13 protein-coding genes are annotated in these 14,796 nt (G+C 62.7%); 11 read left to right on the top strand and 2 right to left on the bottom strand.

The genetic code is table 11. From position 1 onward, the window contains the following. Positions 1-322: 322 nt before the first annotated feature. The 8 genes from AC0L2H_RS22685 to AC0L2H_RS22650 all read left to right on the top strand — a co-directional run bounded on the left by AC0L2H_RS22685 (position 323) and on the right by AC0L2H_RS22650 (position 9,992). Positions 323-784: a MerR family transcriptional regulator gene (locus tag AC0L2H_RS22685; RefSeq protein WP_097572854.1), complete on the top strand. Its 462-nt coding sequence runs from the start codon at positions 323-325 to the stop codon at positions 782-784. Between the two features lie 296 nt (positions 785-1,080). Next, positions 1,081-2,877 carry an acyl-CoA dehydrogenase gene (locus AC0L2H_RS22680; protein WP_473592282.1) on the top strand — a complete coding sequence of 599 codons (1,797 nt, stop codon included), beginning with the start codon at positions 1,081-1,083 and terminating at the stop codon, positions 2,875-2,877. Between the two features lie 64 nt (positions 2,878-2,941). Continuing rightward, positions 2,942-4,114: an acyl-CoA dehydrogenase family protein gene (locus tag AC0L2H_RS22675; protein WP_473592281.1), complete on the top strand. Its 1,173-nt coding sequence runs from the start codon at positions 2,942-2,944 to the stop codon at positions 4,112-4,114. A 30-nt stretch (positions 4,115-4,144) separates the two neighbouring features. Beyond that, entirely contained in the window at positions 4,145-5,353 is a 1,209-nt protein-coding gene (locus AC0L2H_RS22670) for an acetyl-CoA C-acetyltransferase (RefSeq protein ID WP_473592280.1), read from the top strand. 14 nt (positions 5,354-5,367) lie between these two features. Next, on the top strand, positions 5,368-7,587 hold the full coding sequence (locus AC0L2H_RS22665) for a 3-hydroxyacyl-CoA dehydrogenase NAD-binding domain-containing protein (protein ID WP_473592279.1): 2,220 nt from the start codon (positions 5,368-5,370) through the stop codon (positions 7,585-7,587). A 66-nt stretch (positions 7,588-7,653) separates the two neighbouring features. Beyond that, positions 7,654-8,328, top strand: coding sequence for a methyltransferase family protein (locus AC0L2H_RS22660; protein WP_473592278.1), 675 nt, complete (start codon positions 7,654-7,656; stop codon positions 8,326-8,328). Between the two features lie 142 nt (positions 8,329-8,470). Next, complete coding sequence (locus tag AC0L2H_RS22655; protein WP_473592277.1) at positions 8,471-9,121, top strand: S24 family peptidase; 651 nt, start codon at positions 8,471-8,473, stop codon at positions 9,119-9,121. Between the two features lie 10 nt (positions 9,122-9,131). After that, the gene (locus AC0L2H_RS22650) at positions 9,132-9,992 is read left to right on the top strand and encodes a thermonuclease family protein (RefSeq protein ID WP_473592276.1); all 861 of its coding nucleotides are present in this window, start codon (positions 9,132-9,134) and stop codon (positions 9,990-9,992) included. Here the strand turns inward: AC0L2H_RS22650 and AC0L2H_RS22645 are convergent. Next, a complete protein-coding gene (locus AC0L2H_RS22645; protein ID WP_473592275.1) occupies positions 9,955-11,604 on the bottom strand; it encodes a lysine--tRNA ligase in 1,650 nt (549 codons plus the stop codon). The two genes, AC0L2H_RS22650 and AC0L2H_RS22645, sit on opposite strands and share 38 nt — an antisense overlap. Positions 11,605-11,757: 153 nt before the next feature. Between AC0L2H_RS22645 and AC0L2H_RS22640 the strand changes: the two genes are divergently transcribed. After that, positions 11,758-12,171 carry a tellurite resistance TerB family protein gene (locus AC0L2H_RS22640; protein WP_473592274.1) on the top strand — a complete coding sequence of 138 codons (414 nt, stop codon included), beginning with the start codon at positions 11,758-11,760 and terminating at the stop codon, positions 12,169-12,171. A 58-nt stretch (positions 12,172-12,229) separates the two neighbouring features. Here AC0L2H_RS22640 and AC0L2H_RS22635 read toward each other — a convergent pair whose 3' ends face one another. Next, positions 12,230-13,045: a transporter substrate-binding domain-containing protein gene (locus AC0L2H_RS22635; protein ID WP_473592397.1), complete on the bottom strand. Its 816-nt coding sequence runs from the start codon at positions 13,043-13,045 to the stop codon at positions 12,230-12,232. A gap of 270 nt (positions 13,046-13,315) precedes the next feature. Between AC0L2H_RS22635 and AC0L2H_RS22630 the strand changes: the two genes are divergently transcribed. Continuing rightward, positions 13,316-14,047, top strand: coding sequence for a helix-turn-helix transcriptional regulator (locus AC0L2H_RS22630; RefSeq protein WP_473592273.1), 732 nt, complete (start codon positions 13,316-13,318; stop codon positions 14,045-14,047). A gap of 97 nt (positions 14,048-14,144) precedes the next feature. Then, on the top strand, positions 14,145-14,783 hold the full coding sequence (locus AC0L2H_RS22625; protein WP_473592272.1) for an acyl-homoserine-lactone synthase: 639 nt from the start codon (positions 14,145-14,147) through the stop codon (positions 14,781-14,783). Positions 14,784-14,796: the final 13 nt, after the last annotated feature.

The following is a 14,796-nucleotide window of genomic DNA, read 5'->3' as shown; positions in this document are numbered from 1 at the left end:
AAACACGGGGTACCGACATGCGCACATTTCGCCCAACGTGGTAAACAACGCGTTAACCAAACTTAAGAAGTTGCAACGTTGTCGAGATTACCGCCGCGCCAGGTGTCCGTGCGCCGGGATGCGGCATAACGTTCCGCCCACACAATGCCCTTGCGTCGTGAGGCGGCTATCGGTATAGAATTGACGTAAACGTAAAAGGTGCACAGACCGCGTCTTTTGCGATTTGTTTGTTGAAACCACGACTGGAAGCACGCCCCCGCTTCCACTCAGGCGACGCAAGGTCCCGGACCGCGATGCCACCAGACGGGGAAAGCCAGTGACCATGAAACTTGTTTCGCCCGGCGAAGCCGCGGCCAATACCAATAATATGTCTGTCGAAGCCGGCGAGGACCTTGCCCGCATCGGCGAGATGGCCAAGAATTACGGAGTAACGCTGCGCACCTTGCGTTTCTACGAGGACAAAGGTCTTCTCAATCCGCAGCGCGACGGCTCGACCCGCCTCTATACGCGCCGCGACAAGGCGAGGCTGAAACTGATCCTGCTCGGTCGCAAGGTTGGTTTCTCGCTGCGCGACGTCAAGCAGATGATGGATCTCTACGATCCGACCGGCTCCAACACCAAGCAGTTGCGGCTGGCGCTCGACAAGTCGGAGAAGCAGCTTGCCCGCCTGCAGAAGCAGCGGGCGCTGATCGAGGACGCCATCGGCGAGTTGAGCAATTCGATGGCGGCGGTGCGCCAGATGCTGATCGAGCGTTCGGCGCCGCAGGCCAGCGTCGCCAGCTAAATCCGTCCGCCGCTTCGGCGAACGGCCTTCCGACCAACGAACAAGAGCCGCGTGGCCTTCGCCGCGCGGCTTTTCGCGTTGCTTCGAGGGCATCTCACATGAAGACATTCCATGTTCCGTGCTGGCTTACGAGGCGTCACGCCGCTACGCTACGTGAGAGGCATCGGGAAATTTTGTCGCATCAAAAAATTGACGTTTACGCAAACGTCAATTTTTGCTATCCCGACCTCAACGTTGGTCCGCCCGCCGTGCAGGGCTTGATTCCGGGACCAAGTCCGCATGGTGGAGGGAAAAGCATGCCGATCTACAGGGCGCCGGTCCAGGATACGCTGTTCGTGCTGAACGAGGTGCTGGGCTACCAGCGCTATTCCAATCTTCCGGGCTTCTCCGATGCGACGCCGGATGTGGTCGAGGCGATCCTCGCCGAAGGCGCCAAGCTCGCCGAAAACGTCATGCAGCCGCTGAACCGCGTCGGCGATATGGAAGGCTGCGTGCGCCATGACGATGGCTCGGTGACGACCCCGAAAGGCTTCAAGGAGGCCTTCGACCAGTATCGCGAGGGCGGCTGGATGGGGCTGGCCGCGCCTGTGGAGTTCGGTGGGCAGGGCCTGCCCTACGCGGTTCATACCGCGGTCGCCGAATATATGGTGTCGGCCAACATGTCGCTGATGATGTATCCCGGCCTGACGCAGGGCGCGATCGCGGCCATCATCACCCATGGCACCGACGCGCAGAAGGCGACCTGGCTGCCGAAGCTGGTCGAGGGCGCCTGGACCGGCACCATGAACCTGACGGAACCGCATTGCGGCACCGATCTTGGCCTGCTGCGCACCAAGGCCGTTCCCAACGGCGACGGCACCTACAAGATCTCGGGCCAGAAGATATTCATCTCGGCCGGCGAGCACGACATGTCGGACAACATCGTCCATCTGGTGCTGGCCCGCATCGAGGGCGCGCCGGAAGGCGTGAAGGGCATTTCGCTGTTCATCGTGCCGAAACTCAAGCTCGATGCATCAGGCAATCCCGGCGAGAGGAACACCGTCTCCTGCGGCTCGATCGAGGAGAAGATGGGCATCCATGGCAACTCGACCTGCGTGATGAATTATGACGAGGCCGAGGGCGCGTTGCTCGGCGAGGCGAATGGCGGGCTGAAGGCGATGTTCACGATGATGAACGAGGCCCGCCTCGGCGTCGGCCTGCAGGGGCTTTCTCTGTCGGAGGTCGCTTACCAGAACGCCGTCTCCTACGCCAAGGACCGTCTGCAGGGCCGCTCGCTGTCCGGGGCCAAGGCACCGGACAAGAAGGCCGACCCGATCATCGTCCACCCCGACATCCGCCGCGGCCTGATGACCATGAAAGCCTTCAACGAGGCCGGTCGCGCGCTGGCGCTGTGGACGGCGATCAAGTCCGATATCGCCCACCGCTCCGCTGACGACAAGGACCGCCAGGCCGCCGACGACTACACCGGGCTGATGACGCCGGTGGTCAAGGGCGTGCTCACCGACAAGGGCTTCGACCACGCCGTCATGGCGCAGCAGGTGTTCGGCGGCCATGGCTATATTGAAGAGCACGGCATGAGCCAGTTCGTGCGCGATGCTCGCATCGCCATGATCTATGAAGGCGCCAACGGCATCCAGGCGCTCGATCTCGTCGGCCGCAAGCTTGGCCTGAACGGCGGCCGGGCCGTGCAGGCCTTCTTCAAGGAGGTCGGCGAGTTCTGCGAGGAGAACCGCTCCGATGAGAAGATGGCGCCCTTCACCAAGGCGCTGAAGAAGGGCCTCAACGATCTGCAGGCAGCGACCATGTGGCTGGTGCAGAACGGCATGGCCAAGCCCGACAATGCCGGTGCGGCCTCGACCGACTACATGCATCTCTTCGGCCTGGTGGCGCTGGGCTACATGTGGGCGCAGATGGCCAAGGCCGCCGGCGCGAAGCTGGCGAACGGCGCCGACGGTGCTTCGTCCTTCTACGACAACAAGCTGGTGACGGCGCGCTTCTTCATGGAGCGGATCATGCCCGAGACGTCGGCGCACCTCGCCCGCATCTCCAGTGGCGCGGACACGCTAATGGCGCTGCCGGCGGAAGCGTTCTAGGGTTCGTTCTAGCTTTGGCGGGCCGGCACAGCCGGCCCATAATTGTCGGAACGCGGAGGAAATCGTGGCGACAAATCCAGCCGAAATTCTTGGCCTGCCGAAGCCCGCGTGGGCGGCGGACGAGGTCGGCATGCTCTACGACATGGCGTCCCGCTTCATGTCGGAAGAGATCGCGCCGCGCTACGACGAGTTCGAGAAGAACGAGATGGTCGACCGCGAGTGCTGGCTGAAAGCGGGTGCGGCCGGGCTGCTTTGCGCTTCGATGCCGGAAGAATATGGCGGCTCCGGCGGCACCTTCGCGCATGAGAGCGCCATCATCGAGGCGATCGGCCATGTCGGTGTCGACGGTTTTGGCATCGGCCTGCACAATTCGATCGTCGCCCCTTACATCCTTCACTATGGCTCGGAAGAGCAGAAGAAGAAGTGGCTGCCGAAACTCGCCACCGGCGAGTTGATCGGCGCCATCGCCATGACCGAGCCTGGCGCCGGCTCCGATCTGCAAGGCGTCAAGACACGCGCCGAGAAGGACGGCAACCAGTACAAGCTCAACGGCTCCAAGACCTTCATCACCAACGGCCAGCTCGCCAATTTCATCATTGTCGTCACCAAGACCGATCCGGACAAGGGCGCCAAGGGGACCTCGCTGATCGTCGTCGAGACCGACGAGGTGGACGGCTTCGAGCGCGGCCGCAACCTCGACAAGATCGGGTTGAAAGCCAACGATACGTCGGAACTGTTCTTCAATGACGTGCGCGTGCCGACCTCCAATTTGCTCGGCCATGAGGAAGGCCAGGGTTTCGTCCAGCTGATGCAGCAATTGCCGCAGGAGCGGCTGCAGATCGGCACCGGGGCCATCGCCATGATCGAGCGCGCATTGGCGCTGACCATCGAATACGTCAAGGAGCGCAAGGCCTTCGGCAAGGCGATCATCGATTTCCAGAACACCCAGTTCAAGCTCGCCGAATTGAAGACCGAGGCGACCATCGGCCGCGTCTTCTACAATGATTGCGTCGCCCGCCACATCAATGGCGGCCTCGATCCGGTCACGGCCTCGATGGCCAAATACTGGCTCAGCGACCTGCAGGGAAAAGTCGTCGACGAATGCCTTCAATTGCATGGCGGCTATGGCTACATGAATGAATATCCGATCGCCCGCATGTTCCGCGACGCCCGCGTCCAGCGCATCTACGGCGGCACCAACGAGATCATGAAATTGCTGATCGGGCGCTCTCTCTGAGCGAGCTCAGCAAACCCAAGGAGCAGAAAAATGGCCGAAGCTTATGTCTATGACGCCGTGCGCACGCCGCGCGGCAGAGGCAAGAAGGATGGCTCGCTGCATGAAGTGCCGGCGGTAAGGCTCGGCGCCAAGGTGCTCGAGGCGATCCGCGACCGCAACGAACTCGACACCGGCGCCGTCGACGACATCATCTTCGGCTGCGTCGACCCAGTCGGCGAGGCGGGTTCCGTCATTCCGCGCGCGGCCGCCTTTGAAGCCGGTTACGCGACCTCGGCGCCCGGCATGCAGATCTCGCGCTTCTGTGCGTCGGGCCTCGACGCCATCAATTTCGGCGCCGCCAAGATCGCGCAAGGCGCCGACGAGATCGTCATTGCCGGCGGCGTCGAATCGATGTCGCGCGTCGGCATGGGCGCCTCCGGCGGCGCCTGGTTCATGGATCCCTCGGTCGGCCTGCCCGGCTGGTTCGTGCCACAAGGCATCTCGGCCGATCTGATCGCCACCAAATACGGTTTTTCGCGCGACGACGTCGACGCCTATGCCGTCGAGAGCCAGAAGCGCGCCGCCAAAGCCTGGGGAGAGGGCCGCTTCAAGAATTCGGTGATCTCGATCAAGGACCAGAACGGCCTGACCATCCTCGACCATGACGAGCACATGCGGCCCTCGACCGACATGCAGTCGCTGGCGGCGCTCAATCCGTCCTTCGTCATGCCCGGCGAAATGGGTGGCTTCGACGCCGTTGCGGTGCAGAAGCATCCCGAGGTCGAAGAGGTCAACCATGTCCATCACGCCGGCAATTCATCGGGCATCGTCGATGGCGCGGCCGCCGTTCTGCTCGGCTCGAAGAAGGCCGGCAAGGCGATGGGCCTGAAGCCCCGCGCGCGCATCCGTACCTTCGCCAATATCGGCTCGGAGCCGGTGCTGATGCTCACCGGCCCCGTCGACGTCACCGAGAAGCTGCTGAAGCGCGCCAGGATGAAGCTGTCCGACATCGACCTGTTCGAGCTCAACGAGGCTTTCGCTGCGGTGGTGCTGCGCTACATGCAGGCTTTCGACATTCCGCATGACAAGATTAACGTCAATGGCGGCGCCATCGCCATGGGCCATCCGCTCGGCGCCACCGGCGCGATGATCTTCGGCACGGTGCTCGACGAGCTTGAGCGGCGCGACCTGAACACCGCGCTGGTGACGCTCTGCATCGGCGCCGGCATGGGCACCGCCACGATCATCGAACGCGTCTGACCGGGAGAAAGACGATGAGCTACACCAATTTCACCCTCGACATCGATGCTGACGGCATCGCGCTGGTCACCTGGGACATGCCCGGCCGCTCGATGAATGTCTTCACCGAAGAAGCGATGCTCGAACTCAATGCCATTGTCGACAAGGTGGCTGAGGACACCGCCGTCAAGGGCGCGGTGATCACCTCCGGCAAGGACACCTTCTCGGGCGGCGCCGACATCACCCTGCTGCAGAAGATGCTGACCACCTTTGCCGCCGACAAGGCCAAGAACGCCGAGCAGGCGACCAAGGCGCTGTTCGACAACGCCGGCAAGATGACCGGACTGTTCCGCAAGCTGGAGACTTGCGGAAAGCCATTTGTGTCGGCGATCAACGGCACCTGCATGGGCGGTGCGTTCGAATTGTCGCTCGCTTGCCACGGCCGCGTCGCGGCCGATTCCGACAAGGTCAGGATGGCGCTTCCCGAAGTGAAGATCGGCATCTTCCCGGGTGCTGGCGGCACCCAGCGGGTGCCACGGCTGACCGACCAGCAGCAGGCGCTGCAGATGCTGACCTCCGGTCAGGCGGCGTCGCCGCAGAAGGCCAAGTCCATGGGCCTGATCCATGAGATCGCCGAGCCCGGGAAGCTGGTCGAGACCGCCAAGGCAATGATCAGGAACGGCCTGAAAGCCGTCCAGCCATGGGACGAGAAGGGCTTCAAGCTTCCCGGCGGCCCGATCTATTCGGTGGCCGGCGCCAATCTGTGGCCGCCAGCCATCGCCATCCTGCGCCGCGAGACCTATGGCAACTATCCTGCCGCCGCCGCGATCCTGAAATGCGTCTATGAGGGCCTGCTGGTGCCGTTCGACACCGGCTTGCGCATCGAGCAACGCTATTTCACCGAGATCATGCAGACCAGGGAAGCCGCGGCGATGATCCGCTCGCTGTTCGTCTCGCTGCAGGAACTCAACAAGGGCGCGCGCCGCCCGGCCGGGGTACCGGAGACGAAGTTCAAGAAGATCGGCATTCTCGGCGCCGGCTTCATGGGTGCCGGCATCGCCTATGTCACGGCCAAGGCCGGCATCCCGGTGGTGCTGCTCGACCGCGACATGGAATCCGCCGCCAAGGGCAAGGCGCATTCCGACAGCCTGGTCTCGGATCAGGTGAAGAAGGGCCGCGCCAAGCCGGAGGAAAAGGACAGGCTCTTGTCGCTGATCACGCCGACGGCCGACTACGCCGATCTTGCCGGCTGCGACCTTGTCGTCGAGGCGGTGTTCGAGGATTCGGCCGTCAAGAAGGCAGCCACCGAACAGGCGGAAGCCGTGCTGAAGCCGTCGGCGATCTTCGCCTCAAACACCTCCACCATCCCGATCACCGCTTTGGCCAAGAATTCGGCGCGGGCGAAGAATTTCATCGGCATTCATTTCTTCTCGCCTGTCGACAAGATGATGCTGGTCGAGATCATCCTCGGCAAGAAGACCGGCGACAAGGCGCTGGCCACCGCGATCGACTTCGTGCGCGCTATCAAGAAGACGCCGATCGTCGTCAACGACACGCGCGGCTTCTATGTCAATCGCTGCGTGCTGCGCTACATGTCGGAAGCCTACAAGATGCTGATCGAGGGCGTTCCGGCGCCGATGATCGAGAATGCGGCGAAGGCCGCCGGGATGCCGGTCGGTCCCTTGGCGTTGACCGACGAAACGGCGATCGACCTTGCCCAGAAGATCATGAAGCAGACCATCAGGGATCTCGGCGACAAGGCGGTCGATCCCAAGCAGATGGCGCTGATCAACACGCTGGTCGACACGCATGGCCGCTTCGGCCGCAAGAACGGCAAGGGCTTTTACGACTATCCGCAAAAGCCGGCCAAGAAGAAGCTGTGGCCCGGCCTCAAGGATCTCTACCCGCAGCTTGCGCCGGAAAAGGTCGACTATGAGGAGCTGAAGCAGCGGCTGCTGGTCACCATCGCGCTGGAAGCGGCGCGGGTGATGGAGGAGGGCATCGTCACCGATCCGCGTGAGGCCGATGTCGGCTCGATCCTCGCCTTCGGCTTCGCGCCTTTCACCGGCGGCGTACTGTCCTATATCGACGGCATCGGCGCCAGGAAGTTCGTCAAGATCGCCAAGGGCTTGCAGAAGAAATACGGCGCCGAGTTCAAGGCGCCGAAGCTGCTGCTCGATATGGCCGAGAAGGACGAGACCTTCTACCAGCGCTTCGACCCCTACGCGAAGGGCGAGGTGAAGAAGGCGGCCTGACGCCGCCTGGCTTGGGGGCGACGCCAAGCGGGTTGACGGCCAGCGCCGTCAACCCGGGAGAAAGCGATGGACCTTGCCATCCGCACCCTGAAGTCGGCCCTTGTCGGCCTGCTCGTGCTCGCTGCCGTCATCTTCGTGCCGGCGGGAACGCTGGCCTATTGGCAGGGCTGGACCTTTCTTATTGTCTTCACGCTTTCGACCAACATCATCGGCATCTACCTCGCGCTCAGGAACCCGGCGCTGCTGGAACGGCGCATCAAGGCCGGCCCCGGCGCGGAAACCCGGCCGGCGCAGAAAGCCATCATCACGCTCGCCTTCGCCGGCGCGATTGCGCTGGTGATCGTCTCGGTGCTCGACTATCGCTTCGGCTGGTCGCATGTCCCGGCCTGGATCTCGGTATTCGGCAATTTTCTCGTGGCGCTCGGCTTGATGATCGATCTCGTGGTCTTCCGTGAGAACAGCTACGGCGCTTCCACGATCGAGAAGATGGAAGGCCAGACCGTCATCTCCACCGGCCCCTACGCACTGGTGCGGCATCCCATGTATGTCGGCGTGCTGATCCTTGTCATCGGGATGCCGCTGGCACTGGGGTCTTGGTGGGGATTGCTCTTCATGCTGCTCAACGTGCCGATCCTTATGCTGCGCATCCTGGACGAAGAAAAAATGCTGGGATCGGAGCTCGACGGCTATACGGAGTATGCGCGAAGGGTGCGCTACCGGCTCGTCCCCGGCCTGTGGTGATGGACACATGCCCGTCAGTGGACAAACCGGCGATGGAAGACTAGAACGGGGAAGGTATTTTTTCCTGTTGCAGAGCGCCGGACCGAAAAGCGTGCAGCGGTTTTCGCAAACATCCGGTGCTCAAACCAAGAGGCAGAGCAAAGTGCTCTCGCATGATCGGGTATGGGCCGCCATCGACGCTCTGGCTGAGCGCTATTCGCTCTCGGCCTCAGGACTGGCGAAGCGCGCTGGCCTTGATTCGACCGCCTTCAACAAGTCGAAGCGGCTGTCCTCGGATGGCCGCCCGCGCTGGCCCTCGACCGAATCGCTGGCCAAAATCATCGAGGCGACCGGCGCTTCGCTCGACGAATTCATCAGTTTGGTCGAAGGCCGGGGCAAGCCCGGCCCCGGATTCCTGCCGGCGCAGAAGTCTTCGGTACCGCTGCTCGGCTTCGCCCAGGCTGGCGCCGGCGGCTTCTTCGACGATGCCGGCTTTCCAGCGGGGCAGGGCTGGGACCTGGTCGAGCTTCCGGCGCGAGCGACGGAAACCTCCTATGCGCTGCAGGTCCAGGGCGATTCCATGCTGCCGCTTTACCGCAACGGCGACGTGCTGATCGTCGAGCCTGGCGCCGCCACCCGCCGGGGCGACCGCGTCGTCGTCAAGACCAACGCCGGCGAGGTCATGGCCAAGGTGCTCGACCGCCAGACGGTGAAGTCGATCGTGCTGGTCTCGCTCAATCCCGACCATCCGGACCGCGACATCCCCATGCGGGACGTCGAATGGGTGGCGCGGATCGTCTGGGCAAGCCAGTAGGGTGCCGCCGATGCGCCCGCTTCAAGCTGCTGTTGCGGTGTTGATTGTCCTGGCGATGGGGACGGCGATTGTCGCCGGCGGTCGCGTCGTTCGTCATGACGAGAACGCCAGCCCCGGCAACCAGGTGCAGGCCGGCCTCGAAGCCCGATCCGACATGCCTGCCGCCACCGCAATTCCGGAACACCAGGCGGCAAAGCCGGAAGCGCACTCCAGGACCATCGATCCCGAGATCGTCGCGCAGCCGCAGCTTCAAACCGAGGAACTCCAGCGGGTCGAGCCGCGCGCCCCGTTGAGCGAGTTGGCGCTGGCCGGCCCGCCCAAGCCGCCCAAGACGAAAATGCCCGACGACTGGAACGGGACGAAACTGTTCCAGCCGGTCGCGACGGCCGCCGGCGTGATCGAGGCCAAAGGCTATTCGGTCGCGGTTTCCGGCATCGACATCGTCCAGCAGGACGAAACCTGCACCGATGGCGGCAAGTCTTGGGCCTGCGGTGTCCGGGCGCGCACCGCGTTCCGCGCCTTTCTGCGCGGCCGGGCCGTGGTCTGCACGGTGCCGCCAGAAGGTGGTCGCGACCTGATCGCCGCCGAATGCCGCGTCGGCAAGCAGGATATCGGCCAGTGGCTGATCGAGAACGGCTGGGCGCGCGCCGCCAAGAGCAGCCCTTACGTTGAGGCCGGCGAGAAGGCGCGTGAGGCCAGGAAAGGCATTTTCGGACCGGCGCCAAAGCTCTCCGGCCTGCCGCCGGCGCCGGCTGTCGTGACAGCACCGACAGCCACGCAGCCGATACTCGACCCGTCGGCGACGACGGCTACGCCGTCGACCGAGACGACCGCTACGCCGCCAGTTGACCAGCCAGAGCCTTCCGAATGAGCGCGCGCGTCTCCTCGATGCCGTAGAGCGCGACAAAGGAGCCGAAGCGCGGACCACGCTCCTGTCCGATCAGCACCTGGTATATCATCTGGAAGAACGCGACGGAGACGCCAGGCCCGCCTTCGGGGCTCTGCTTCGAATGGTCCTGATAGCGCTCGATCCTGCGTGCGACGTTGAGCGCAGCGTTCTGGATCGCTTCGCCGGTAGAGCCGGCGGGAAGCGAGGCAAGCGCCTGCGACAGCTCCGCCAGGGCCTCGCTCTCGACATCGTCGGCCGCCCGAAAGGTTTTCGTCGGCTTCACGAAATCGTCGAAATAGCGGATTGCATAGCCCGTCAGCCTGTCGAGCTCGGGATGCGTCTCAGGCGTTACGCCAGGTACATGGCGCGAGATGAAGCCCCACAGCACATCCTTATTCTGGGCGTTGGAGGCACTGACGAGATTGAGCAGCAGCGAGAAAGGCACCGGCAGGTCGATAGCAGGCGGGTTGCCGTCATGCATGTGCCAGACCGGATTGCCCAGCCGCTCTTTCCAATCCTGCCTGGGATAGGCGGCGAGGAAGGTGTAATATTCGTCCACCGCCCTTGGGATGACGTCGAAGTAGAGCTTCTTGGCCTGCCGTGGCCGCTGGTACATATAGAGGCCGAGGCTCTCGGTCGGCGCATAGGTCAGCCACTCGTCGATGGTCAGTCCGTTGCCCTTCGACTTCGAGATCTTCTGGCCATTCTCGTCGAGGAACAGCTCATAAACGAAGTGCTCCGGCGCCCGCCCGCCCAGAATGTTGCAGATCCGGTCATAGACCACTGCATTGGTCTGGTGGTCCTTGCCGAACATTTCGAAATCGACGCCAAGCGCTGCCCAGCGCATGCCGAAATCCGGCTTCCACTGCAGCTTCACCTTGCCGCCCTTGATCGAAAGCGTGGTTTCGGTGCCGTCGTCGTCGAAGGTGATGGTGCCGGCCTTGGCGTCGACATGCTTCATCGGGACATAGAGCACCCGGCCGCTCTTCGGTGAAATCGGCAGGAACGGGCTGTAGGTGGCCTGTCGCTCCGGCCCAAGCGTCGGCAGCATCACCGCCATGATCTGGTCATAGCGTTCGGCGGCGCGCAGCAGGACTGCGTCGAAACGGCCGGCCTTGTAATATTCGGTTGCGCTGGCGAACTCGTAGTCGAAGCCGAACGTGTCCAGGAAGCGGCAAAGCATCGCATTGTTGTGGTCGGCGAAGCTCGCATAGTCGCCGCCAAACGGATTGGGCACCGACGACAGCGGCTTGTGCAGATGCGGTTCGAGCGCGGCGCGATCCGGCACGTTGTCGGGAATCTTGCGCATGCCGTCCATATCGTCGGAAAAGCAGAGCAGCTTGGTCTTGACCGTATCCCTGGTCAGGACGCGGAAGGCGTGGCGCACCATCGAGGTGCGCGCGACCTCGCCGAACGTGCCGATATGCGGCAGGCCCGACGGACCATAGCCGGTTTCGAACAGTATGGTCTCGGGAAAGTCGGTGCCCTTGTAGCGCTCGACGATCTTTTTGGCTTCCTCGAACGGCCATGCCTTGCTTTCGGCCGCTGCCGCAAGCACCTCGGGATTGAGATCGATGATGTTGGATCCCGCCATGTCACTGTTCCAGGTCGTTCATCCGGCAAAGCCGCTAGATTTTTCAACCGGTCTCTAGGCGTGCCTGTCTTGGGCGTCAACGCGTGGAACGCTTTTTCCTTGCGGCACAGATGCCGCGTTCCTAAGTTCGGAAGCAGTTCAAGGAGTAAAAAAATGCCGTTGCCGACGCCGCATGAAGCCCTGATCTACCTGATGGTCATCACCTCGGCGTCCGATCGCGACATGACCGATGTCGAACTGGCGCGGATCGGCGACGTCGTCCGCTCATGGCCGGTGTTCGAGGATTTCAACCATGATCGGCTGGTCGAGGTCGCCCAGGCCTGCCAGAAGAAGCTGCATGAAAAGGACGGCCTGGAAGGCGTTTTGGCCAGTGTCGCCGAGGTCCTGCCGGAACGATTGCACGACACGGCCTACGCCGCCGCCTTCGAAGTGGCGGCCATCGACCTCGAAATGCGACTGGAAGAGGTGCGGGTGCTGCAGCTCATCCGCCGCGAGCTCGATCTCGACACTCTGACCGTCGCCGCCATCGGCCGCGCGGCGAAGGCCCGGCTTCGGACGCTGACTTAAAGCAGGATCGTCAGAAAAAGCTGACCGGGCCGGATCAGAAAAAGCTGACCGGGCCGGATCAGAAGAAACTGACCGGGAAATAGCGCAGATAGAATTCGGTGAAGATGCCCTTCACCGAAATCTCCTGCAACGCGTAGTCGAATGCCGCGGCCAGCGCCGGATCGTCGGCCCTGGTGGCGATGGCCATGCCGGAGCCCAGATATTCCGGGGCCAGATAGGGGCCTCCGGCAAAGCGGCAGCAGCCCGCGGCATCGGAGCCGCCCAGCCAGAAGGCGAAGCGCATGCCGTCGCCGAAGGCGGCGTCGATCTTGCCGGCCTTGAGCTCGGCGTAGAGATCTTCCGGCTGCCCGAACGGGATGACCTCAACGGCGCCGAAATAGTCGCGCAGCATCCGCTCATGCGCGGAGCCGGCGACCACGCCGACGCGCTTGCCGCGCAGTTTGTCGAAGATCGGTTCCGTCAGCGCTTTCGTCTTCGGCACGATGAAGCGCGCCGGAAACTGCAAATAAGAGCGCGAGAAGGCATATTTCGACCGAGCCTCCGGCGTGGCTGCGATGCCGGCGATAATCGCTTCGCCTTCGCCCTTCTTTAGCGCGTCTTCCAGCTCGGCCCAGGGCAGCGCCTGGATCTGACATTTGTCGGCGATGTCGAGTTCGGCGCAGATGGCCCGCGCCAGATCGACGTGAAAACCGGACAACCGGCCTGCGCCGTCGAGGAAGTTGAAAGGCGGAAAATCGGTGGTGGTCAGGAAACGCAACCGGGGCAGTTTGGAAAGGTCCGGCTTCGGCAGCCGCTCCTTGGCATCCCACAAGACCGGCACTTGTGGCTCCGCGGCGCGTGCCGTCGGCGACTGCGCTCCCATCAATACCAGCATCATGACAATGGCTATCCGCCGAATTGCCATCCTGCGCTCCTCCCCATCCTGTTCCAATTCGCTTTTTGTACCAAAGGAGCAAAGGCGCAAGTTTTTGATTTCATCAAGCTGATTTAGGGATATGATTGGTAAGCTTGCAAATGATTGCATCGCCTCGGCTGGGGTGGCCGTTGGTAATGCGGGCAACAAATTTGCACCCGGGATCGATGGCAAGGTGAAGCGCCGGACTGCCGGTCTCAATGCGGAAGGCAGCATGGGGTAGATGTTGCGATGGGCCATTTCGATCGCACACTGGAATTCATCGATGATCTGCAGCACGCCAACACGGCGGCGGCGGTCTGCGAAAAGCTGCTTGGCGTAACCTCGGAGTTCGGCCTGACGGCGCTCATGGCCGGGACGGTTCCGCAGCCAGGCACGCCAAAAGGCCAGCAAAAGGAGCATGTGCTGCTTTGCGAGTGGCCGGTTGAATGGCTGGAGCGCTATGTGTCGCGCAACTATGTCGACCATGATCCCGTCGTCAGCCATATGAAGCAGCTTCAGGCGCCGTTCCAGTGGCGGGAAGCCGCGCAAGGCATTCGCATCGACAAGAGCAGCGGCGAAGTGATGGGCGACGCCGGCGAGTTCAAGCTGCGCGACGGGCTGGCCTTCCCGCTGATCACATTGGACGGCCAGATCGTCATGGTATCGCTGGGTGGCGAGGCCGTCGAACTGTCGGGGGCCGAATTTGGCCTGGTGTCGCTGGTGTCGACCTATGCCGTCGGCCGCGCCATGCAACTCCACACGATGGCCAACAAGACCATCGATCACATCGAACTGACGCCGCGCGAGCGCGAATGCATGCAATGGGCGGCTGTCGGCAAGTCCGAGTGGGAGATTTCGCAAATCCTCGGCATATCGGAACACACCTCGGAGAAACACCTTCTTAACGCCAAGAGCAAACTCGGTGCCGTCAACCGGGTGCAGGCGGTCGCGGAAGCGATAAGGCGCGGCTATATTAGTTAGGTCGGCCGCGCCGGCCTAGAAATTCTTGCCTACGCGATCGCGTAATTTTCTCGGGAAAGCCCGGCCGTATCTTCCTCTTAAAACCAGGAGACGGCGAATGCTTTTTTCCCTAAACACTCAGGAATTGATGGAACGACCCGACCTTTGGGAGGCGGTTCATCGCTTGCGCTACAAGATCTTTGTCGAGGAGATGGGCTGGACCGATCTGAAGCGCCCCGACGGCCTTGAGATCGACCAGTTCGACCACGACGAAGCGGTACATCAGCTTGTCATCCGCAATGGCGAACTGGCCGGTTATCAGAGGATGTTGCCGACGACGCGGGCGCATCTTCTGACCGATGTGCTGACGGACCTCTATGAAGGTACGCCTCCCTCGGGGCCGAATATCTGGGAACTGACCCGCTACGCGGTGGCGCCGGGATTTCGCGACGGCAAGCGCGGCGTGTCGACGGTGGGCACCGAGCTGATTGCCGGTTTCGTCGAGTGGGGGCTGAAGCGCAACGTCAACCAGGTGATCATCGAATTCGAGCCGATGTGGGTCCTGCGTGCGCTGCAACTGCACTTCCTGGCCACGCCGCTTGGCTACCAGCGTACTTACGGCAACCAGCAGGTCGTCGCTACGCTGCTTACCTTCAACGACCATACGCTGGACGTGGTGCGTTCGCGTCGCAACCATCATGCGCCGGTATTGGCCAGGGGATATCCCGACATGCTCGGGATGAGGCGGGCATCGTGAGATGGAGACGGTC

The organism is Mesorhizobium sp. WSM4871 (assembly GCF_055811295.1).
The sequence above is the reverse complement of the archived record's forward strand: the minus strand, read 5'-3'. Positions and strand labels throughout refer to the sequence as shown.